Raw genomic sequence first — 21642 nt, 5'->3', positions numbered from 1 at the left:
GAGTAGATCGCGCGCCCGTCAGGCGGCGTATTATTCGTCTTTATTAAACAGCCCTAACGATAAGGCAAAGAAAACGACATAGGCCAAAACAGCCAACCCACAGATTATTTCAATGTATTCAACGAAACCCATTATATCTTCCTATGCTCCTGTGGCGACCCGCAACCCTGTGCGGGCCACTGTACAACTCTTGTGAATCAGTTGCTTAGCGAATGACCCAAGAATAATACGAGTCCCAAGCCTTAACTTCAAGTCGCCGGAGATTACGGACAAATTTATCCCATTTGCTCATCTTGCGGGATGTTTCAATCGCAAACGCCAAATCAGAATTGACCGTTTGTGCTTTCAACAAGTATTTATAGCCTTGTTTCAAGGATTCTTCGCGATAACCCAAATCATAAATTTTGCTGCGACCATAGATATCAAAGCCTTCGGCGCTTCGCAAGAAATAGGTAAACGACTTGATTGCGTTTTTGTGGACCGATTCAAGTGTATGCGGAGGCGTGAGGTCTTTCACTCGCTCTAATAAAATTTCAGCGTTAATACGCATCGCCTTGGTGGTCAGTTTTGATTGAAGAGACTTGAACATATCCGTCGCCGTCTCGTCAAGTTTATATTCCGTTGTTCTCGCCGCTAGGAGTTGGTTGGGAGGCATAGAAGAAATTGCACTAAAGTCATGAATCAAGTTGTTGACATCGCGTAAGAAACCATCAAGGTTGGTCAGGTACGCGTCTTCTTCAACCGCCAACTGGGTGGCTTGCAACATTTGAGGCGCTTCTTTTTCTAACTTCTTGAGACGGTTCGCAATCATTTTGTAATCATCGCCTTCGACGGCGTTACGCAACCATTGCAAGTCAGAAGTCAATTCACGGAACTTATCGGGGAAGTAGGTACGGCCTCCCGCGTCTTGGGCTTGTTGAAGAACGACGTTGATTTCTTCGGTGCGTTGCAGCGCTTGTTGGGCGATTTCATCTGGAAGCGTCTCGCTGGCGGCAACGGCTTGTTCATAGGCGTCAACCAATTCGGCATACGTCAGGTCGCCCGGCTGACGCAAAGTTTTAATGGTGTTTTCCACCATTTCTTTTTGGTCAGGCGTAATCGCCAACGCGTTTTCTTCTGTAAACGGTTTGTATGTTTCTTTTAACATCTCGCGGAAACGATAGCGGTTTTGCGTCTGCAACGCGCCTTTGGCGAAGTCAGCCTTTTTACTTACCGCGTCGGCTTTCGCATACGCTGCGCGCCATTCTTTCAATTGGATCAAGCGCTCGAGTTCAGAAACAGAATCCATCAATTCCATTTTCAACTCGCGGCCTTCTTCTACTTCCGCATTTTCGCCTAACCAGTCGGCGGTTTGCGAGGCTTCCATTTTGACGCGGGTCAGGTCAGATTCCATCGCCAACCAAATCTGGTTAATGGTTTGTTCGGCGCCAGCCGCCTGCTTGTAGGATTCGGCGTAATTTTCATCAATCTGTTGTACGCGCGCTTCGGTGAAATGATCGAGCGTCTGACGATACAACGCAGGCGTTTCGATTTGTGCATTCTCGCCTTGCAACATTAGTTCAGCGCCTTCGAGGTTTTTCAAAAGGCTGAATGTGCGTTGTTTCCAGGTGAAGTGCTCTGCGCTTTGAGCGATGCGAATCGCTTCTGCAGCGGCTTGATTCGCGGCGGGGTAATTGCGCGCCGCTTGCGCCGCCTGTGCGTCATTCAATAAGGCCGCTGATTGTTGCGTTTCGGGTTGCGCATAGGTTACGCCCTCAGCGAATAAGAGCGAGTCAACCGATTCCTGCGCGGTCAACACGATATTATTCAGTGCGCGGTCAGCCTTCGCGGCGGCGTCAAGAGAAACCTTGTAGGCTTCTTGATAGGAACCTTTGGAAAGCATTTCCCCGCCGTCCTCGGTCGCATAAAGCGCTTTGCGATACGCATTCGGGCTCAGATCGTCTTGTTGTGCGCGACGCGCTTCGGCAATTAAATCGTTCGCTTTGCGGAGATTTTGCTCAGCCTGTAATTGATAGGCGCGGGATTCTGCGCTTTTGGCGGCTTCGATTGCATCTTCTGACTTCTGAATACTAACCAGGAAACGGTTCTTTTCGAGTTCACCCTGCGCCGCAGATTTCATATTGATTGAATTTGCGAATTGCATCGAAACCCAATCTTTGGCGTTGGCTTTTTCAGCTGCGGTGATGGCTTGTTCGGCGCGACCAATATACTGCTTGGCCGATTGCCCTAATGATTTCAAGCCGGATTCAGCGATTTCAACCGCAGCAGGCACTTTTTCTTCAACCTGAGCGTATTGACCCGCTTGCATAAGAGCGCGAAGTTCTTTGACGGCGTCAAGCGCTTTCTCATACGCTTCGGGCGCATATTTATCGCCGCCCTGGCTGCGGAGGACGCCAAACGGCCCCTCTACTTTACGCAATGTTTGTTCGGCTTTACCGCGCTTTGCGGCTTCGGGAGCGTTCGCGCTGGCTTGGGCCGCTTTTTGCGCGGCGGTGTAAGATTCGGCAAAGCGTTGTTGGCTTTTCAATTCCTGCGCGCTAGCGATTGCGTCGCGCACTTGCGACACAACGGCGGGCGCATAGGTTTCAGCCTGCAACTGGATCGCCTGGTTCAAATTCTCGTTCGCAACCGACAACTGCACATCGGCTTGCTCGCCGAGGGTTTGGTAGCCTTGTTGCAACAACGCCTTGGCTTCATCAGCAGCGGCAATCGCGCCGGAGAAGTTTTCTTGACCCAACAGGTCTTTGCCGACTTGCAACGCGTCTTTGGCTTGCGTGACTAAATCGGTAAACCCGGGCACGTCTTGCACATTCAATTGACCGGCTTGGGTCACTTGATTTTGCGTATCGGCGATAATATCACCTGCGGCGCTTCGTTGCGCGGAGGTGATCGCCTGAGTCAGCGGCTCATTCATTTGAGCAGCGACATCAATAATTTGTTGCCATTGACCATCGCGCTCGGCGGAATCGAGTTGCATTTGCAAGGTAGTAATTTGCGACCACAATTGCGGTTCGGCGGTAGGCGCATTCAGTTCTTGCGCTTCTTCCATCATCGCAACAACGCTATCGCGGGCCTGTTCGGCTTCGGGGCGAAGGTGCGCGGTGGCAAGCGACTCTGACTTTGGCAAGGCGCCCTTGGCTTCTTCCAGGAAGGCGTTGAGGACATCCATATCAACGCCCAAGTCGCCGTCAAGGCGGGAGCGTAGATCATCAACCGACGTCGCAACCGCATTGATTTCTTCTGACGTCAAAAAACCCTGACTGCGAGCGGTTTCCACATTTTGCTCGGCGGTGGTTACGGCATCGCTAATTTCGGCCAATTTATCTTCAACCGCCCGGCGCAATTCAGGCACGGCGGTGATCGCCGAACGAAAACGCGCTTCGGACTGCTGGGCCGATTCGGCGGCTTGTTTATAGTTGCCCGCGTCAAACTCCGACTGCGCGAGACCAAACAGGCGGTTGGCGTCTGAATAAATTGTTTCGGCATACTTTGGCGCCAAGGCGGCTCGCGCCTCATCTTGCGCCTGGACAGCCAAATCAACGGCCTTTTGCGCGTCGCGTTTTGCGCAGCCTGTGAACATTACAACAGTAATGAGAATAAGGCTCGCGAGTTTTATCCAATTTGACTTTCGCGGATTCATCAACCTACTCCTTAGCGATCTTCGCATTGATGCGGATCAAATATCAGTTTGAAATATGCCCTTTACCCAAAAAAACAAACAGACGCAGCCAGTTAATCCAGCGCCGCCTCTAACTCCAAACGCGTACGCAGGTACCCCATCGCTTCATGCAAGCGCAAGAAGGTGTGGTGCCATTGCAAGCTCAATTTTTTATAAAAATCGACGTGAATCCCAATCATTGCCTTCAGGGTCACGGTGTCAGACAGATACGGGGTAATTTGCTCAGCCCCTTTATACTCGACGCCCAAATACTCCATCAGATATTGGTGACGGCGGGCGCATTGGCTTTTCAATTTCAAAAATTCTTCATCCGATTCCGCGTCGGCTTTTTGCTCGTGATAAGCGGTTTGAAACAAGCCGTCGTAACGCGTCCAAAGATCAAGAAACTGCTTTATGAATTTAATCCGGTACTCAATCTCGTCTTTTTCTTTTTCATTCCATGATGCCATCTGTCGCTACTCCATCTCATGGGACCGCCGCCCTGCATTGCTTTTCGCCTTCTATGCGGGCGGCGCCATCACGCGAATCAATCGCTTATTCTGTATATCTACTCACACTGAGTTGCTCGATTATTTTTCACTCGCTCTAATTGAGCGAATTCATTGCTTCTACAGCGCCCAGACTTGGCGCGCCGCCAAGGCCGCCCACCGCGTCGCGGGTATTCTGGACAGGATTATAAGCGCCTGAATCTTCTGTGTCCGCAGCATCTGTGCCGTCATCAACCCTGAACTGGTCGCCGGGTTGAGGCAAACCGGGAGGAGGAGGCAAGTCAGGCAAAAAGCCGCCAGCCCCAAACCCGGAATTCAAACCGCCAAATCCTTCAAGCGATTCAAACAAGGAAGGATCAATTGATTTGATATACGTTGTGTCGTCATAACCCTCAAACTGCGCCACGGTAGCCCGAACATCTACCAATTGGTTTTCAAGCGTCCCGCGCCAATCTTCGAGCGAGGCGACTTTTGATTCGGGATCGTCTGTGGCAACGCCCAAGTTATAAAATGAGAGGGCGCCCATGTCTTCAGCTTTATCAACCGCTTTTGAAATCCAGTGTTTATATTTTATGGCGAAAGGCCCAAGGTATTGATCGCGGATCACATTAATATTGCTCGGCATACCGTCGTAGGAAACTTCATCGCCCATGGTGCCGTCATCGAAATAGTGGACGCCGATCGCATCAGCGGGCACTTGAATGTAATAAACTTTGTAGTCAATCAAGTCGCCGAACATGGCGCAATAGATTTTTTCGCCGTACTTGACCGTAACGGCGCCGGGACCGTCAATGCCGCCGCCGCCGAAACCGCCGCCGCCAAAGCCGCCGCCGCCATAACCCATGCCACCCATACCCATTCCGCCCATGCCGCCCATACCGTATTGAGCATGGCTTATGGCAGGAAACAACAACGCAGCCGCAACGAGAATTGTGGGAACAAGCGATTTGTAAGACATAATATCTATCCCTAATCTTCTTGGATTTTCGGTATTTAGACGCTATTCCCCATCGGGAGACAGTCCGATTGGGGAAAGTATCATGAGACTAAGGCCGTGTCAACTTGCACGACCAAGTATCTGGCCTGGATCAATCGCGGCTTCGACAAGCCCGCAGGCTTAAAATCAGGCCAAAAAAAACACAATTCCCGATTAATATTGGTACACTATAAACCGCTTTTATCCCTGGTTCAATTCGCGGGAGCGCTCAGCGGCGTGATGAACAACATCTATTAAAATTTTTGGAGTTTGATTTTTGTCTAAAACCGACAACCCCGCCTCGGTGGTACCGCCCGGCGTCGCCACTTTTTTGACCAGCGTCTCAGGCGAATCGCCGCCCTGCTTTAATACTTCGGCCGCGCCCACAAACGTATGTATCGCAAGTTGGCGGGCGGTGTCTGCGTCAAGCCCTTCGGCCTTTGCCGCTTCGATAAAATGATGCACTAAATAGAAGACGTATCCCGGCCCGCTGCCCGAGACCGCCGTCACCGCGTCCTGCATCGGCTCCTCGACTTCAACAATCGCGCCGACGGAGCGCAGTATCGTCCGCACCCACTCGCGCTCGTCGTCACCCATTTCATCAGGAAAAGTAATCGCGCTGACGCCATGCCCCACCAATGCGGGCAGGTTTGGCATAACACGAACCATGCGCTTTTTATCGCCCAGCGCCTGACCGAGTTTTTCGCGCGACGCGCCCGCCAGGATCGAAATCACTAGATGCTCACGGGTTAACGCTGCGCGGAGGTCTTCTTTGGCTTCATCTAATTTAAACGGCTTAATCGCCAACACCAGCGTTTGCGCTTGTTGGATCGCGTCTTGGTTTGATTCAACGGCTTCGATTTTATAAACTTCGGTAAGTTCCTGGCGGCGTTCGGGGCGGGGTTCAGAAACAATAATCTCATTCGGATGCAGCGCTTGAGTATGGATCAGCCCCGCGAGAATGGCTTCGGCCATATTGCCGCCGCCGATAAAAGCCAACCGTTTCGGGAACTCAGACATGCGGAGGCGCTCCTAAATTTGCGCGTGATAGTCTTGTAGCGCCTTGACCTGTAGATTATTGGTCAAATCAGCTTCGATGCCGTCGAGCGCCGCTTGAGCGCCCGCAGTGGTCGTCGCATAAGGGATGTTCTGTTCAACTGCGCATCGGCGCAGCGCAAGTTCATCATAAGCCGATTCGCGGTCTAACGGTGTATTAATCACCAGAGAAACACGCCCATTTTTCATCAAATCAACGATATTGGGGCGGCTTTCTTTGACCTTGTATACCTTCTGGCAATCGACAGAATTTTCTTCAAGAAACGTAAACGTACCGCCAGTGGCGTAAAGATCAAATCCAAGTTCGACCAAACGCTTTGCAACAGGCAGAAAGACCGGCTTATCGTGGTCGTTTACGCTAATGATGATTTGTGAATGTTCTTTGGGTGGATTCGGCCCCGGCAAGAACATGCCTGCGCCCGCCTGCGCCTTGGCGTACGCCCGACCAAAGTCGGTATCAATGCCCATGACTTCCCCGGTCGAGCGCATTTCAGGGCCGAGAATGGTATCAACGCCAGGGAACTTCACGAACGGAAGCACGGCCTCTTTGACCGCGACATGCGCAATCTCAAGACGTTCGGGTAGATTAAAATCTTTCAGCGGCTTGCCGGACATGACCTGCGCAGCAATTTTCGCCAGCGGGACGCCCTTCGCCTTGCTAACAAACGGAACCGTACGCGAAGCGCGCGGGTTCACTTCGAGAATATAAACTTTCTCGGTCTCGCCGCCTTTAGAAACAGCGAACTGAATGTTCATCAAACCTTTGACTTTGAGCGCGAACGCCAACCGTTTGGTCTGCTCGATAATGGCGTCAATCGTTTCGGGAAGCAGGGTACGCGGCGGGATTACGCAGGCGCTGTCGCCTGAGTGCACCCCGGCGAACTCAATATGCTCCATGATGCCGCCGATATAGACCGTCTCGCCGTCAGCAATGGCGTCAACGTCAACTTCGATGGCGTCTTCTAAAAATTTATCAACCAGAATGGGGCGCTCCGGCGAGGCGTCAACCGCCTTCTCCATGTAATGGGCCAGGCTTTCTTCGTCGTAGACAATTTCCATGGCGCGACCGCCGAGAACGTATGAAGGCCGTACCAACACGGGATAGGTCAAACGATTGGCGATTTCAACAGCGCCTTCGACGCTGGTCGCGGTGCCGTTGGGCGGCTGGTGGATGCCCAGTTCTTCAATCAAAGCGCCAAAGCGCTTGCGGTCTTCGGCCAGGTCGATGCTATCCGGCGAGGTTCCCAAAATCGGAACGCCCGCTTCTTCAAGCGCGACGGCCAACTTGAGCGGCGTCTGTCCGCCGAACTGCACGATAACGCCCTTCGGTTTTTCGACGTCGATGATGCTCATCACGTCTTCGAAGGTCAGCGGCTCAAAATAGAGGCGGTCGGCGGTGTCGTAGTCAGTCGAAACCGTTTCGGGGTTTGAATTAACCATGATGGTTTCGTAACCCAATTCTGACAGCGCATAGACCGCATGGACGCAGCAGAAATCAAACTCAATCCCTTGCCCGATGCGGTTGGGGCCGCCGCCGAGAATCATAATCTTCTCGCGCTCGCAGGGACGCACTTCGGTCTCTTGTTCGTAGGTGGAATAGTGATAGGGGGTGTAGGCTTCAAATTCCGCAGCGCAAGTGTCCACCGTCTTAAAGACCGGCTCGACGCCCAATTTTTTACGTAGTGCGCGGATTTTTAGTTCATCCACGCCCCAGATATATGCGAGTTGGCGATCGGAGAACCCCATCGCCTTGGCGTCGTGTAATTTGATTTTTAGTTGCGCTTCGTTCATACCACTATCACTTTACTCCCTCTCCCTATGGGAGAGGGTTGGGGTGAGGGGGCGGCATCGCCGCCTTTTGTTTTGTACTTAAATATCTCTAATTAAATTAATACTTTTTTTGTTTCTATCGCTGAGCGCTTCGCGCGCGCTGACACTCAGTTTTTCAGACTACCATGCAATTTTCTTCGGTGGGCTGCTTCGCGAGCCCACCCTACCCGGCTTGCAAAAACGGTGGATCAAGAGCCCACCCGACAAATCATCCGCAGCCTGCTCCCTCTCCCTATGGGAGAGGGTTGGGGTGAGGGGGCGGCATCGCCGCCTTTTGTGTTGAATCAAGCGGGGCTTTTCTTATGCCAACCATTTTTTTACTTACCGCTTGGCTTCGCTACGCTAACGCTGCTTCATCCGGTGGGCTGCTTCGCGAGCCCACCCTACCCTGATTTATTCACCCCTCCCCCAAGTTGGGAGAGGCTGGGTGGGGGTTGTCGTAAATCCCCCCTGCGTCTTCGACGCTTCCCCCCTTAACAAGGGGGACTAGTACAAGCGGTGGGTTAAGAACCCACCCTACAAATCATCCGCAGCCTGCTCCACCCCCCTATGGGAGAGGGTTGGGGTGAGGGCAGAGTATTCTAAAGAAACGCTTGCACTTCGTCTTTCATCGACCGCAGCTCGTCTTCCATAGCGATGATTTCTTCCAGGTTCGCCAGGAACCAGCGGTCAATCTTGGTCAATTCAAAAATATCGTCAATTGAATACCCCGCCTGAAACGCATAACGCAGATAAAACATGCGGTCAGGATTGGGCACAGTCAGTTTTTCTTCGATTTCGCGCCGCATGGCAGCATCACTTTTTTTGCGATAGCGCGGGTGGCCCGAGTCATGGAAAATGAATTTATCTTTGCCATCGGCGCCCAAGCCATAGCGGTCGATCTCAAGCGAACGCAACCCTTTTTGCAGCGATTCCTTAAACGTACGCCCTATCGACATCGCCTCGCCGACGGACTTCATCTGCGTCCCTAACGTCGGGTTGGCGCCGGGCAGCTTCTCGAACGCCCAGCGGGGAATCTTGGTCACAACATAATCAATCGTCGGCTCGAATGACGCCGGGGTTTCACGGGTAATGTCATTCGGAATTTCATCAAGAGTGAAACCAACCGCCAACTTGGCGGCGATTTTCGCGATGGGGAACCCGGTCGCCTTCGACGCAAGCGCCGAACTGCGCGAAACCCGCGGATTCATCTCGATCACCACCATACGCCCATCGTCAGGGTTGACGGCGAACTGAATATTCGAGCCGCCAGTTTCGACGCCGATTTCGCGAATGATATCAATCGAGGCGTCGCGCATCAGTTGGTATTCTTTGTCGGTTAGGGTTTGCGCGGGCGCAACCGTGATGCTATCGCCGGTATGGACGCCCATCGGATCAAAATTTTCAATCGAACAGATGATAACGACGTTGTCTTTCAAGTCGCGCATCACTTCGAGTTCGTATTCTTTCCAGCCCAGCGCCGATTCTTCCACCAAAATGGTGTGAACGGGGCTGCACTCCAACCCCCAGCGCACCGTCTCTTCATATTCTTCGCGGTTATAGGCGGTGCCCGCGCCAGAGCCGCCCATTGTAAACGACGGGCGAATAATCACCGGGAAACCAATCTCGTCAATCGCGTCGAGCGCTTCCTGCATATTGCTGACAAACGCGCTTTTGGGCAAATCGAGGCCGATTTTGGTCATCGCTTCTTTAAATTCTTCGCGATCTTCGGCCTTACGAATGGCGGGCATCTTTGCGCCGATTAACTCGACGTTGTATTTATCGAGAATACCAGCGTCAAATAGCGAAACGGCCGCGTTGAGCGCCGTCTGTCCGCCCAAGGTCGGCAGCAGGCAATCGGGGCGCTCGGTTTCGATGATGCGCTCCAGCGCCTGGGGGATAATCGGTTCGACGTAGGTGCGGTCGCCGAATTCAGGGTCGGTCATAATGGTGGCGGGGTTGCTGTTGACCAACACCACCTCATAGCCTTCTTCACGAAGCGCCTTACAGCCCTGGGTTCCAGAATAATCAAACTCGCACGCCTGCCCGATCACAATCGGGCCGGAGCCAATCACCAATATTTTATGTATATCGTCGCGGCGCGGCATTGCGGGTTGTCTTACCCTTTCTGGTTTTTAATCATGTCGAGAAAACGGTCAAAATGGTGCGAGGCGTCATGCGGGCCGGGTGAGGCTTCGGGATGATATTGCACCGAGAAGCACTGCAAACCGGGCGACTCCAAGCCCTCGACCGTATTGTCATTCAAATTAACGTGAGTCACTCGAACATCTTCTTGCTGAATGCTGTCAAAATCGACGCAGAATCCATGATTTTGCGACGTGATGTCGATTTTTCCGGTATCAAGGTCTTTCACGGGCTGATTGGCGCCGCGATGACCGAATTTTAACTTATAGGTTTTTCCGCCCAGCGCCAGCCCTAAAATCTGGTTGCCCAGGCAGATGCCAAACACAGGGACTTTACCCAGCAGCCCCTTCACCGACTCAGCGGCGTAGGTCACAGGCTCGGGGTCGCCGGGGCCGTTTGAGAGAAAAACGCCGTCAGGCTTTAATTTCATCACATCTTCAGCGGATGTAGTCGCTGGAACGACATGCACTTCTTTAAAGCGCCCTGCGAGGTGGCGCAAGATATTCTGTTTAATGCCGAAATCGTAAGCGACCACGCGAAACGGCGCAGGCGTGAGGTCATATTGACGATAAACCGGGTGCAATGGCTGATCCCAGACGTACGGCTCAGAAGTAGTGACGCTTTTGACCAGATCGGAGCCCGCCATCGACGGAACCGCTTGCGCCTTGGCGACCAGGTCGGCTTCGGAGCCGCCCTCACTGCAAATCACGCCGCGCATCACCCCATGATTACGCAACTTACGAACTAACGCACGGGTATCAATGCCGCATAATCCGGCGATGTTTTGCGCTTTTAGATAGTCTTCGAGGGTGGACGAACTGCGCCAGTTGCTATGCAGCCGCGCCGGTTCTTTGATGATGAATCCCGCCACCTGAATCTTGTTCGATTCGACGTCTTCTTCATTGACGCCGTAGTTACCGATCAATGGATAGGTCATGGTGACGATCTGTCCGTAATAGGACGGATCGGTCAAAACTTCCTGATAACCGCTCATGGAGGTATTAAAAACAACTTCGCCGCCGCTCTCGATGGGAGCGCCGAACGCACGTCCTCGATAGAGCGAACCATCCTCTAAAACGAGAACTGCCGGGGGACGGGAAATGGTGGAATAAGTCGATATAACCATGTTGAGATGACATTATGTCTCGACCCGGCGCAACACGCAAGCAAGACGGCGCCAATTAGACAAATTTGGTGAATTACTCACAACAAAATCCAAGAAAATTGCTTACAAATTGAGATATCCATGATATTTTTACCAAAACGATGGCACGTTGGGGGCAAAAAACAATGAGACAAATCATCTTATTACTAGCCGCTTATTTGTTTGCATTTACGCTGGTTTCATCCGCGCAAGCGCAGCGTCCGGTCTTGGTTTCGGATGGGGGAGTATACATTGCAGACCCAACCAATGATCTAACCTGGTTGTTTCATTACATTGAATTAGACGTTTATCTCTATCCACCAGCAAATATTCAACGCGTCATCGCAACCATTGAACACACAATGGGAGAAGGCGACTTTGAGATTACGCTTGGCGATAATGTGACTGATTCATCCATCATTCCGTCTGCGACGAAAATTTCTTTCGATATTCAGATCACCCCGGACTCAAGCCAGGAGCGAATGGCTCTCTTCACCGCCAAGCCGGTTCTCCACCCATCCATCCGCCGTCCGGGCAGCAACATGTACCCCTATGCGCTACAAAAATGGAAATCGTTTGCTTTTTATGATGCTCTGGGCAATCAGGTATTCGGAGACAGCCATGCAAACCCGATTCGAGGCTCCGGCGACCAACCGATTCAACTTACGCTGGCCTTCGAAGGGTTTTCTCATCCAGTAGAAAATGTCTATCGGATAGCGATAAAGGAAAACAGTATTTATCCGCCGAACCCGATGTATCAATCTGAAGAGGGCCAGTACATGATTTTCGCTGACGGCTCATTTTTGGGAGAAGAAACCTTTCTGGTGCGCTTGGTAGACGGCAGTGAATACCGCATCAAAAGAGAGATCAATTGGTTCCCCAGTGAACTGATTCTCTCGCCCAATTCCAGCGCCGCGCAGTGGGAGATTTATAAGTAAAATTCGCAGAATAGCAAATTCGATGGGCTGCTGAGCGAGCCTAACCTACAACGAGTTTTTCTAAACGTCTCAAGTAGGGTGGTGTTGAGCGAAGCGAAACCCACCAATAAAAATCTATCACAAACCAATGGCGGGATTCATTGCATTCATCCCACCATACATTAGGTTTAAGGCATTCTGAACACTTCTATGAAAATTCATTGTATTCAAAAAATTGACTTACTGAGCGCCTGTGCAAAAGGCAATATCATCGACTTAAGGGGTGGCAAGCCAAGGCGTCGCGAAGTGAGGGCAGACTTTGATGCAACGAAATCAAAAAATATCAGCCCTGTAGGGGCGCAACGTGTTGCGCCCGAATCCCCCCCTGGCGCTTTCAGCGCCGTCCCCCCTTAAAAAGGGGGGCTAAAAGTCTTAAGTCAATGACATTACCACCCAGCCCTGCCTGCGGCACCCAGGCTCCCCCAACTTGATGGAGGGGCGGGTTATCACATTTTCATCCGTACCAACACAGCGCCCAAAGTCAGGCTCTTACCCGTCCGCCTTGCGAAAGCGCATTCCCGCCTCGCGGTCGGCGAGGCCTTTCAGTTCGAGCAACCCCAGCGCAGACGACACCCGCGCAATCGGCCAGTCTAACTCACGGCACAACGCATCAATCTGGACCGCATCCTCCGTCAATTTTTGTAGAATCACATTTTCGTCATCGCTCAGGTTTAACGCCGCGAGATTGACGGCGGCGGGTTTTTGGGTCGGCGCAGCGGGCATTTCTTTCTTTTCTTGTTTTGGTGGCTCCGTTGCCTCAGGCTCGATTGGTTCTTCGTCGTCTTCAATCACAATCGGCGGTTCTTCCGGCGGCGGGACGAATTTCTGAATATCGCCTTTCATCTCGTGCACGTAATACGCAATCTTATCTTCCAACTCGCGCAAGATGTCATCCGCCGAAGTCACCAGCTTCGCCGCGCTGTCAGAAATGAGTTTATTGGCGCCTTCCGCGTTCCATTGGTCGACGGCGCCAGGCAGCGCGAAAATCTCGCGCCCCTGTTCGAGAGCATAGTTAGCGGTGATTAAAGCGCCGCTACGGGCGGGGGCTTCGGCGACTAACACGCCCAGCGAAAGCCCGCTGATGATGCGGTTGCGCGGCGGGAAGTTGCGCTTATCAGGAGCCACGGCAGGAAAAAGTTCCGTAATCAATGCCCCTCGTCTGAACACCTGCTCATAGAGCGACTTGTGCTCTTTGGGGTAAATATATTTCAATCCGTTGCCTAACACCGCCAGCGTACGCCCTGTCTTACATTTCAACGCGCCTTTATGCGCCGATGCGTCAACGCCCCAAGCCAGTCCGCTAACAATCGTCAGCCCGGCTTCAGCCAATTCGCGGGCAATCTTGTTGGTGGTGCGTTTGCCTGCGTCGCTGGCAAGACGGGTTCCGACGATGCCGATGGATAATAAATCCTGCGGGAGAATCTTTCCCTTCACATACAACAACGCGGGCGCTGCGGGAATTTGTTTCAGCGGTTCGGGGAATCCCGGGTCGGATTGCAGCATGATTTTAACGCCGTTGCGCTCGCACCAATTCAGCTCGCGCTCAATCTCATCGTCATATTTCCCCCGGGCCGCTTCGCGCACCGCGCGTCCCATCTCTTCATTAAAACGCGGCACGGACGCGATTGCCTCAACGGACGCATTCAACGCGGCGTTGATCGAACCAAAGCGTTCAACCAAAACTCGCGCCCGACTGCTTCCCATAAATTTAGCGCGTAAAATCGCCAGCCATGGATATAACGTATCACGATCTAACTTGCTCATACCGTCTCCTTGTGCGTGGCGCCATCTTATAAAACGAACGCCGTTCCGGCAAGCACAGCGGCCCGGGCGCCTGAAACCAATAACCAGAGAACCTCTCTTTCATAATGCCCCCTCTACCCAATTGCGCACAGGCGCAGATTGACCTGGAGACCGGTAGCGCATTTAATCGCCGGGATTAGATAAATATCTGACTATGCAAGAGATAGGTAATAAAATATCTGTTGCTATTTTCCCTCAATTCCGTTACCGTTCTGTTACTGCATCATGGAATAACCTCATTGAACAGCGAATTCCTCCAATAAAGGGAGACAATTATGGTTGGAGTTGAAGCGGTGCAACCGCTGCAATGTTTTAATGGACTCAGCGAAAAACAGTTGGCGCAATTGTGTAATATCGCAGAAGAGCGCCGTTTTCAAAAAGGCGATTATGTCCAGAAGGAAGGAACGGAATGCGACGCGATGCATGTCGTGAAAGAAGGCCGCGTGTTAGTCGAAATGACGCTGCCGGGCAACCATGTCATCGCGATCCATACTGTCACACCCGGCGATCTATTCGGCTGGTCGGCGATTGTACCGCCGCATAAAGTGACCGCCGCTTCGCGTTGCCTGGAAGATTGCGTCACCATTGCGCTGCCCGGCCCGGCCTTGTTAGAACTCTTTCAACAAGACGTCGGCATCAAAGCCGAAGTATTCGAGTTTCTCACGCATGCAGTCGGAAGGCGGCTGACCGAAACCCGAGAACAAGTTTCTTACTTATTGGGATAAAAACCCAAACGGCATTCAAGAAGAAAGCGCACTCATTGGTGCGCTTTCTTTCATTTTGACTATCACGTTCGCCTTAGGGTTTCTTATATTCTTTCAGTTCGCTTAGACACGTATGCTCCCCCCACCCCAGGCCGCCAATCTGCATCGCTTTGAAAAAATATTTTTCTTTCACCAGAAAATTCACGCGGGGATGATACCAAACCTGATGGTCAATCGGCAAATGCAGCTCGCCGAAATGGATCTTCATATCAATCTTCACATGGACGCATTGCTCAAACGTCCCGGCGGGGACGACCACGTCCTGGTCGGGCAACCGCTTAGCGGTAACGGTGCATTTCATTGCGCTCTCGCCGAATTTTATCATAATTTCATCGGTCTGTTCTTCGCCCGGTTTGAGTGAGGTGTAATCCATCGGCAAGGCGGGTTCGTAGGCGATATCATCATCGCCCCACAACAGGCGATGGACTTTGCGGTCTGCATCGACCCTAAACGTACGCGGCGCGTCATCGAGGTCACCCCAGTTTTCTTTCAGCGTCCAGCGAACGTCAGCGGCGCCTTCTTCCACATTCAACACCTGCATCACCCGGTCACCAACGACTTTAGATTCTTCACCGCGAAAGGGGACGGGGCCTTCATGCTGATAGTTCCAGGTTTCGCCTTTGACCCAAGGGGCCATTTCTTCTGCGTATGATTGAAGACTGGTGGATATCAGCAATAAAGCACTGAAAAAAATTGAGGCCTTTCTGTTCATCCACTCTCTCCTCTAATAGAAAATTCTAAAGCATTTAAGAAAAAGCCCGATTCTAGTGTATAGCATTGTTCTGTATTGGTTCCTAATTAAAATTCATTGAGCGAAGCAGGCCCGAATGAAAAATCAATCGTCTCAGCCGCTGCAATTATCCGACTCAAAAACTGCATGGGTGGAGCAAACTCTCGCCTCCATGTCAGACAGACAAAAAATCGGACAATTGTTTTGTCCTTACTTAATGCACGAAACGCTGACAGCGCAACAGCAGATCGAAGAATACGCTGTGCGCGTCCGCAATGAAATTGGCGAATACGCCCCGGCGGGCTACTACCTCAACCGCTATTATCTGGGCGCAACGCCATTGTTAATTGATTTGATGCAATTGCATTCAGAGATACCGATGTTCATCGGCGCCGATATGGAATCGGGCGCGGGCGGCGGCTTTGGCGGGGTGATTGCGCCCTGTTTGAGCGTGTTTCCTCCCGCGATGGCGATTGGCGCCACCGGGTTTGAACCCTACGCCTATCTGACCGCTTACCATACGGCGGTCGAAGCGAAAGCAATTGGCGTCAATTGGGTGTTTGCCCCGGTGATGGATGTGAACATAAATCCAGTCAACCCCATCATCAATACGCGATCTTATAGCGGCGACCCTGAATGCGTCGCCGCCATGGCGCAACAGGCGATCCGCGGCTTGCACAAAGGCGGCGTGATTTCTTGCGGCAAACACTTCCCGGGGCACGGCGACACCTCGCTTGATACGCACTTAGTGTTAGACGTAATCGAAGCCGACCGCGAGCGTCTCGACAGCGTCGAACTGCTTCCCTACCGTCGCGCGATTGAACAGGGCGAACTGCCAGCCATTATGACCTCGCATATTTCCGTCCCGGCGCTCGACCCGGGCGAAAAACGCCCGGCAACGGTTTCGCCGCCGATTATTACGGGGTTGTTGCGCGTAGAGATGGGCTTTGACGGCTTGATTGTGACTGACGCGATGTTAATGGGCGGCATCACCACCTTATATGAAAGCGGAGAAGCCGCGATCCTCGCGCTCGAAGCAGGCGTCGATCTGATACTCATGCCCGCAGACTTCGCGGCAGCATACGCAAGCGTTGAGCAGGCGGTTCAATCAGGCCGATTATCGCAAGAGCGCATTGACGCCTCGATTCGACGCATTCTCTCACTGAAAGCGCGCTTCGATCTACACGAACAACCGCCCTGTTCGATGGACGCCATCGACCAGCTCTTACAGTCGAACGAAGCCGACAACGCATGCGCCTCCATCTGCAGCGACGCCGTCACCATCATTGCCAATCAAGACGGCCAGTTGCCGCTGCCCTCTGACCGCCCCACGGCGGCGCTCGCCTTTTTTGATACGACCGATGAATTTAGCGACTTTGGCGAAGCCTTTTTTGAAGAAATGGAAGAACACAGCCAATGCGTCTCAAGCATCGCCATCATGCCGACCAGTAATGAGACCGTCTACGAGACGGCGCGCGAGTGCATTGAAGCGAACGACGTGATTGTCGTTGCAGTCGCGATTGACGTATTGCCCGACAAAGGAACCGTTCAACTGCCGGAAAGCATGGCGGAACTAATTGACGATATCCTCGCCAGCGGCAAGACGGCGGCCATCATCGCATACGGCAGCCCGTACTTGTACAACCGCTTTCCTGACGCCCCTGTGTTTTTGTGTGGATACGGTTATTTGGACCAGATGTGCGCCGCGACGGTTGACGTGTTGTACGGCGCCCGCAAAGCGCGCGGCGAGGCCCCGGTCAAACTCAAATAATCACCCCAAATTGGGGCCGTCCGCTTCGGGAATCAGATATTCCTGAATCCAATTGACTACTATATCGGTCATGCGCTCGTCATAGGCGTGTCCCGCATTCAATAACATCGCATACGCCAGACGGTCGGCGGCGCCCGCGTCGCCATATTCGATTTCTAACTCCTGAAACAAATCGCTGGCAAAGCGCGGCTCGGCGCGTTTGTCTTTTTCTCCCGTGATCATTAACAACGGCTTGGGCGCGAGAGATTTGATGTAATTTAAAGGCTCGAACTCTTTAATGAGCGGGTGCTCTTTCATCGCGCGAAACTCTAACAAACTGCCGATGCTACATACCGGCAATAGCGAAATGCCGCAACGAATGCGCCGCTCATTTTTCAAGGCATATAATACATGCGTCCCGCCCCATGAGAGGCCAATCACGCCGATCTGTTGAGGAAGAGCGATTTTTTTCTCAATCACAAAATCAACGGTGCGCTTTACGTCCGCCAGCGCGCCTTCAAAAGGGTTCTTTTCTTTATCGGACAGCAGCCGGATAAAATTCTCAACCGCTGGCACGTTCTTATCGGCGCGCCGCTCGCCGTGCGCCCGCAAGTCGACCGACAACAGATTGCAATTCAACGCCTGAATCGCTTCGGCTAAAATCAAATAGCGGTCTTGAAACGCCTGATTGCGCGAACCGTTAAGCCCGTGATAATAAATTAACGTCGGCAGGGTACGGTCTTTCGCGCTGGGGCGCGACAATAAACCATGAATGGGCGGTGAAATCTGGCCAATCGTAACAGGATACACATGCAAAGCCATGAGCAAACGTCCCCTCAATTCATATACGCAAAGCGCTAAATCCGCCGGGATGGAACATCGACGGAACCGCTGTCCCGTATGATAGATGAGTCTACACGTTGACGCAAAACATAAAAACCGCTTGTCTGATTGCGGTTTTTCACATACCCGAAGGAGCCGCCATGTACGAAGACATATTGTATACATTGAACAACCACAACAAACGCCTCGAAGAGCTCGGGAGGCATCTTTGACGTCGGGGGAAAACGCGCCGACATCAGCCGCCTCGAAGAAGAGATGAACGCTCCCGGCTTTTGGGACAACCCCCAAAAAGCCCAAGAACACGGCAAAGCCATCCGCCGCATTAAAAACCTGATAGACCCCTATCAAGATTTACACAGCCGTTTTTCTGACGCAATCGAACTGGCGCAAATGGCCGAAGAAGAGAAAGACGAAAACCATCTGTCTGATTTTCAATCGGAACTGGATGCTCTAGTCAGCGAACTCGATGCGCATGAGTTGCAATGTACGCTCAGCGGCGAACACGACGACGCCAATTGTTATCTGAACATTCACCCCGGCGCAGGCGGCACTGAATCGTGCGACTGGGCGTCGATGTTAATGCGGATGTATTTACGCTATGCGGAACGAAAAGGCTGGACGTCCCAAATCGTCGATCTACAAGACGGCGACGAAGCAGGCGTCAAAAACGTCACCATTTTCGTCAAAGGCGAATACGCCAACGGGCGCCTCAAGGCCGAATCCGGCATCCACCGCCTGGTGCGCATTTCGCCCTTCGACGCCAACAAGCGCCGCCACACCTCGTTTGCGTCTGTCCATGTCTTGCCCGAAGTCGAAGAAGACCTCGAAGTCGAAATCGACGAAGGCGACCTGCGCATCGACACCTTCCGCGCATCGGGCGCGGGCGGACAGCACGTCAACGTGACCGATTCCGCGATTCGCATCACTCACCTGCCCACCAATATCGTGGTCAGTTGCCAGAACGAACGCTCGCAACATCAAAACAAATACACGGCGATGAAAATTCTCAAAGCGCGGCTATTTGAATTGATGGAACAAGAACAAGCCCAAAAAGTCAGCGAACTCAGCGGCGAAAAGCGCGACATCGCCTGGGGAAACCAGATTCGTTCGTATGTGTTCCACCCCTATAACATGATTAAAGACCACCGCACCAAAGAAGAACGCGGCGATATTCAAAACGTGATGGACGGCGATCTCGACAATTATGTTGACGCGTTTCTGCGCGCCGCGCTGGTCGGACAAGACCTCACGCCGTCTGATGACGACTTGCCAGACTAACCGTTTTCAAGATTGCCCCGAAAACGGCTTGACTGACACACGTTGCAAGGGATAATGACACAAGCAATAAGGGCGATTAGCTCAGTTGGTTAGAGCGCCAGTATCACAAACTGGAAGTCACTGGTTCGAATCCAGTATCGCCCATTTCTTCTTTTCTGGGCCTACGCGCATCTAGTAGAAGCTAAACGCCCCATCGGGCTGTGATGAGTACATTTGTCCAACACTATAAATCCGGCCTCAACTTCTACTCCGGCGGTCACTACGACCAGGCGCTGATTGCGTTGAAAAAAGCTCTGGTCGAACAGCCCGACTTTCCTGACGTCTACTTTCTGATTGCCCGCATCTACGACGACATGGAACGCCACGCCGATGCGCTCTCCATGTATGAAAAAATCATGGGGCTGTTGCCGAATGACCTTGAGGTCTTGTGCTCATTTGGGCGCACTCTTCTCAAAACCGGCGACGAGCGCAAAGGCGAAAAGATGTTTCGCAAAGCGCTCAAACTCAACGCGCGCGACGTGAAGGCGCGCACCGAGTTGGTGCGGCTGCTCACCCGGCAGCAACAACCCGCCAAGGCGCTGAAAGCCGCCGAACAAGGCATCAAAGCCATGCCCGACTACGCCCCCTTCTATTGCACGGCGGGCGATATTCTGCGCAAGCAAAACAAACTCAACAAAGCGCAGGATTATTACGAGCAGTGCCTCGAACTTGATTCCAGCCAGGAAGCCGCCAAACGCGGCATCGACGCGGTCATGCGCGGGCTGGAGAACGACGGCGCCGACGCCCGCCAACGTACGCCGGAACAAGAAGCGCGCGAAGAGATGCTCGAAGCCGCCAACCTGTTTTCCGCTGGCGAATTCGACCAGGCGATTTTGCGCCTGATGGACATCAAAGACATGCCCGGCATCGAGCGCGAAGCCACCCTGCTGTTAGGATTTGCCTTCGCAAAAAAAGGCCTCTACAAGCGCGCGCACGATGTCTTTGTTTCATATCTCAGCCGCCACGATCCCGATATCCGCGTACTATACAATTTAGGCAAAGCCCTCAACCGCATGGGCCGCTATGAAGAAGCGATGGCCCATTTGCACGACGCCTTAGAGATGGATTCGGATTACGAAGAAGCGCTGGTCGAGATGGGCATCGCCTGCCAAATGACCTCCCATCACAACGACGCGCGCGAATGCTTTGTCCGCGCTCTCAAGATGGACAGAGAAAACCCGCGTCCCTACGCCTATCTGGCGTTGCTCGCGCATGAATATAACGACCCAAAAAAAGTAAAAGAGTTTTTGAAACGCGCTAACGCCAGCGATCCCGATTGCCCGGAAATCGCGTTAGTACGCGGCGCCATCGCCGTGCGCGACTGTGAATACGAAACCGCAGCGGAGCCGTTGCAAGCCTGTTTAGAGAAAGAGCCCGACCATTTTGAGGCGCTCAAACTGCTGGGCTTTATCCGCGCCCAAACCCATGACATCGAAGGCGCCTATGATTGTTACCGCGCCGCCGTTACCCTGAACCCCTCGGACCAGGAATGCAGCCAGGTCCTTGAAGAACTCACAGGACACTTAAACCCATAACTCATGAATGCTAACGATTATTTTCAACTCGCCCTCGGCGTAGGTTTGTTTGGTTTTGGCTGGATGTTGTTTCGCTTCGGCGTCAACGCCGTCGGTTTCGTGATGGGCTTTTTGTTTGGCTACAGCCTCTACAACCTGCTGCAATCGCTGCTGCCCATCTTTGATATGGACCCCAACCAATACATGCCCGACAACCCCTGGATCATCATTTTGTTTAGCATCGTCTTCGCCGTGGTCGGCATCATCCTCGCCAAGCGAATGTATGTTGCGCTGGTGTTCGTCGGCGTACTCGCGGGACTCTTGTATGTGCTATACACAGACCAAACCCAAATGGGATACCTGCGCGGGTTCTTCGCCGAAGTCGGCGTTCTTCAGCACCTCGACCGCGTGTTGGGCAACCTCTGGCCTGCGGTGTTATCATTCATCATCGCCATCCTCGTCATCTATATGGAAAAACAGGTCATTATTTTAGTCACCGCTTGCGTCGGCAGTTACTTGATTGCGAGTTCGGTTGCGCCGATTCTGTTCTTGCCGCTATGCTTCATCGGCTACCTGCTCCAACACAAACAGCGTCCGCTCAAAAAACAACCCGAGAGTTAACATACCGCGTATCCGCAACACCGTTA

At 52.6% G+C, this 21642-nt stretch carries 15 protein-coding genes, 1 tRNA gene and 1 pseudogene; 7 read left to right on the top strand and 10 right to left on the bottom strand.

What is annotated here, in order from left to right; genetic code table 11:
• Nucleotides 1–205 precede the first annotated feature (205 nt).
• The 7 genes from P9L94_13340 to carA all read right to left on the bottom strand — a co-directional run bounded on the left by P9L94_13340 (nt 206) and on the right by carA (nt 11279).
• Nucleotides 206–3640 (bottom strand): hypothetical protein, encoded by a 3435-nt coding sequence (locus tag P9L94_13340; GenBank protein ID MDP8245061.1) that lies wholly within the window; start codon nt 3638–3640, stop codon nt 206–208.
• Between the two features lie 92 nt (nt 3641–3732).
• Complete coding sequence (locus P9L94_13335) at nt 3733–4128, bottom strand: hypothetical protein (protein MDP8245060.1); 396 nt, start codon at nt 4126–4128, stop codon at nt 3733–3735.
• Between the two features lie 136 nt (nt 4129–4264).
• The gene (locus P9L94_13330) at nt 4265–5125 is read right to left on the bottom strand and encodes a hypothetical protein (GenBank protein MDP8245059.1); all 861 of its coding nucleotides are present in this window, start codon (nt 5123–5125) and stop codon (nt 4265–4267) included.
• A gap of 219 nt (nt 5126–5344) precedes the next feature.
• Nucleotides 5345–6163 (bottom strand): pyrroline-5-carboxylate reductase, encoded by an 819-nt coding sequence (proC, locus tag P9L94_13325; GenBank protein MDP8245058.1) that lies wholly within the window; start codon nt 6161–6163, stop codon nt 5345–5347.
• 12 nt (nt 6164–6175) lie between these two features.
• The gene (gene carB / locus P9L94_13320; GenBank protein MDP8245057.1) at nt 6176–7990 is read right to left on the bottom strand and encodes a carbamoyl-phosphate synthase large subunit; all 1815 of its coding nucleotides are present in this window, start codon (nt 7988–7990) and stop codon (nt 6176–6178) included.
• 620 nt (nt 7991–8610) lie between these two features.
• Complete coding sequence (gene carB / locus P9L94_13315) at nt 8611–10116, bottom strand: carbamoyl-phosphate synthase large subunit (GenBank protein ID MDP8245056.1); 1506 nt, start codon at nt 10114–10116, stop codon at nt 8611–8613.
• Between the two features lie 11 nt (nt 10117–10127).
• Nucleotides 10128–11279, bottom strand: coding sequence for a glutamine-hydrolyzing carbamoyl-phosphate synthase small subunit (gene carA / locus P9L94_13310; protein MDP8245055.1), 1152 nt, complete (start codon nt 11277–11279; stop codon nt 10128–10130).
• A 164-nt stretch (nt 11280–11443) separates the two neighbouring features.
• Here carA and P9L94_13305 point away from each other — a divergent pair, with 164 nt between their 5' ends.
• On the top strand, nt 11444–12235 hold the full coding sequence (locus P9L94_13305) for a hypothetical protein (protein ID MDP8245054.1): 792 nt from the start codon (nt 11444–11446) through the stop codon (nt 12233–12235).
• Between the two features lie 528 nt (nt 12236–12763).
• Here P9L94_13305 and dprA read toward each other — a convergent pair.
• On the bottom strand, nt 12764–14038 hold the full coding sequence (dprA, locus tag P9L94_13300) for a DNA-processing protein DprA (protein ID MDP8245053.1): 1275 nt from the start codon (nt 14036–14038) through the stop codon (nt 12764–12766).
• Nucleotides 14039–14352: 314 nt separating this feature from the next.
• On the opposite strand from dprA, the gene P9L94_13295 reads away from it, so the two are divergent.
• Entirely contained in the window at nt 14353–14802 is a 450-nt protein-coding gene (locus tag P9L94_13295; GenBank protein MDP8245052.1) for a cyclic nucleotide-binding domain-containing protein, read from the top strand.
• A 73-nt stretch (nt 14803–14875) separates the two neighbouring features.
• Here the strand turns inward: P9L94_13295 and P9L94_13290 are convergent, their stop codons facing one another.
• Complete coding sequence (locus tag P9L94_13290) at nt 14876–15553, bottom strand: hypothetical protein (protein MDP8245051.1); 678 nt, start codon at nt 15551–15553, stop codon at nt 14876–14878.
• 115 nt (nt 15554–15668) lie between these two features.
• Here P9L94_13290 and P9L94_13285 point away from each other — a divergent pair, with 115 nt between their 5' ends.
• Entirely contained in the window at nt 15669–17342 is a 1674-nt protein-coding gene (locus tag P9L94_13285; protein MDP8245050.1) for a glycoside hydrolase family 3 protein, read from the top strand.
• On the opposite strand, the gene P9L94_13280 is transcribed toward P9L94_13285, so the two are convergent.
• Nucleotides 17343–18143: an alpha/beta fold hydrolase gene (locus P9L94_13280; protein MDP8245049.1), complete on the bottom strand. Its 801-nt coding sequence runs from the start codon at nt 18141–18143 to the stop codon at nt 17343–17345.
• Nucleotides 18144–18362: 219 nt separating this feature from the next.
• On the opposite strand from P9L94_13280, the pseudogene prfB reads away from it, so the two are divergent.
• The 4 genes and pseudogenes from prfB to P9L94_13260 all read left to right on the top strand — a co-directional run bounded on the left by prfB (nt 18363) and on the right by P9L94_13260 (nt 21616).
• Nucleotides 18363–19442, top strand: a pseudogene (gene prfB, locus P9L94_13275) (peptide chain release factor 2).
• Between the two features lie 70 nt (nt 19443–19512).
• A tRNA-Val gene (locus P9L94_13270) sits at nt 19513–19586 on the top strand.
• A gap of 59 nt (nt 19587–19645) precedes the next feature.
• Nucleotides 19646–21016 carry a tetratricopeptide repeat protein gene (locus P9L94_13265; GenBank protein ID MDP8245048.1) on the top strand — a complete coding sequence of 457 codons (1371 nt, stop codon included), beginning with the start codon at nt 19646–19648 and terminating at the stop codon, nt 21014–21016.
• A 3-nt stretch (nt 21017–21019) separates the two neighbouring features.
• Complete coding sequence (locus P9L94_13260; protein ID MDP8245047.1) at nt 21020–21616, top strand: hypothetical protein; 597 nt, start codon at nt 21020–21022, stop codon at nt 21614–21616.
• Nucleotides 21617–21642 lie beyond the last annotated feature (26 nt).

The sequence above is a fragment of the Candidatus Hinthialibacter antarcticus genome (assembly GCA_030765645.1).
Taxonomy (GTDB): domain Bacteria; phylum Hinthialibacterota; class Hinthialibacteria; order Hinthialibacterales; family Hinthialibacteraceae; genus Hinthialibacter; species Hinthialibacter antarcticus.
Note: the sequence above shows the minus strand (reverse complement) of the source record. Positions and strands in the feature narration are given on the sequence as shown.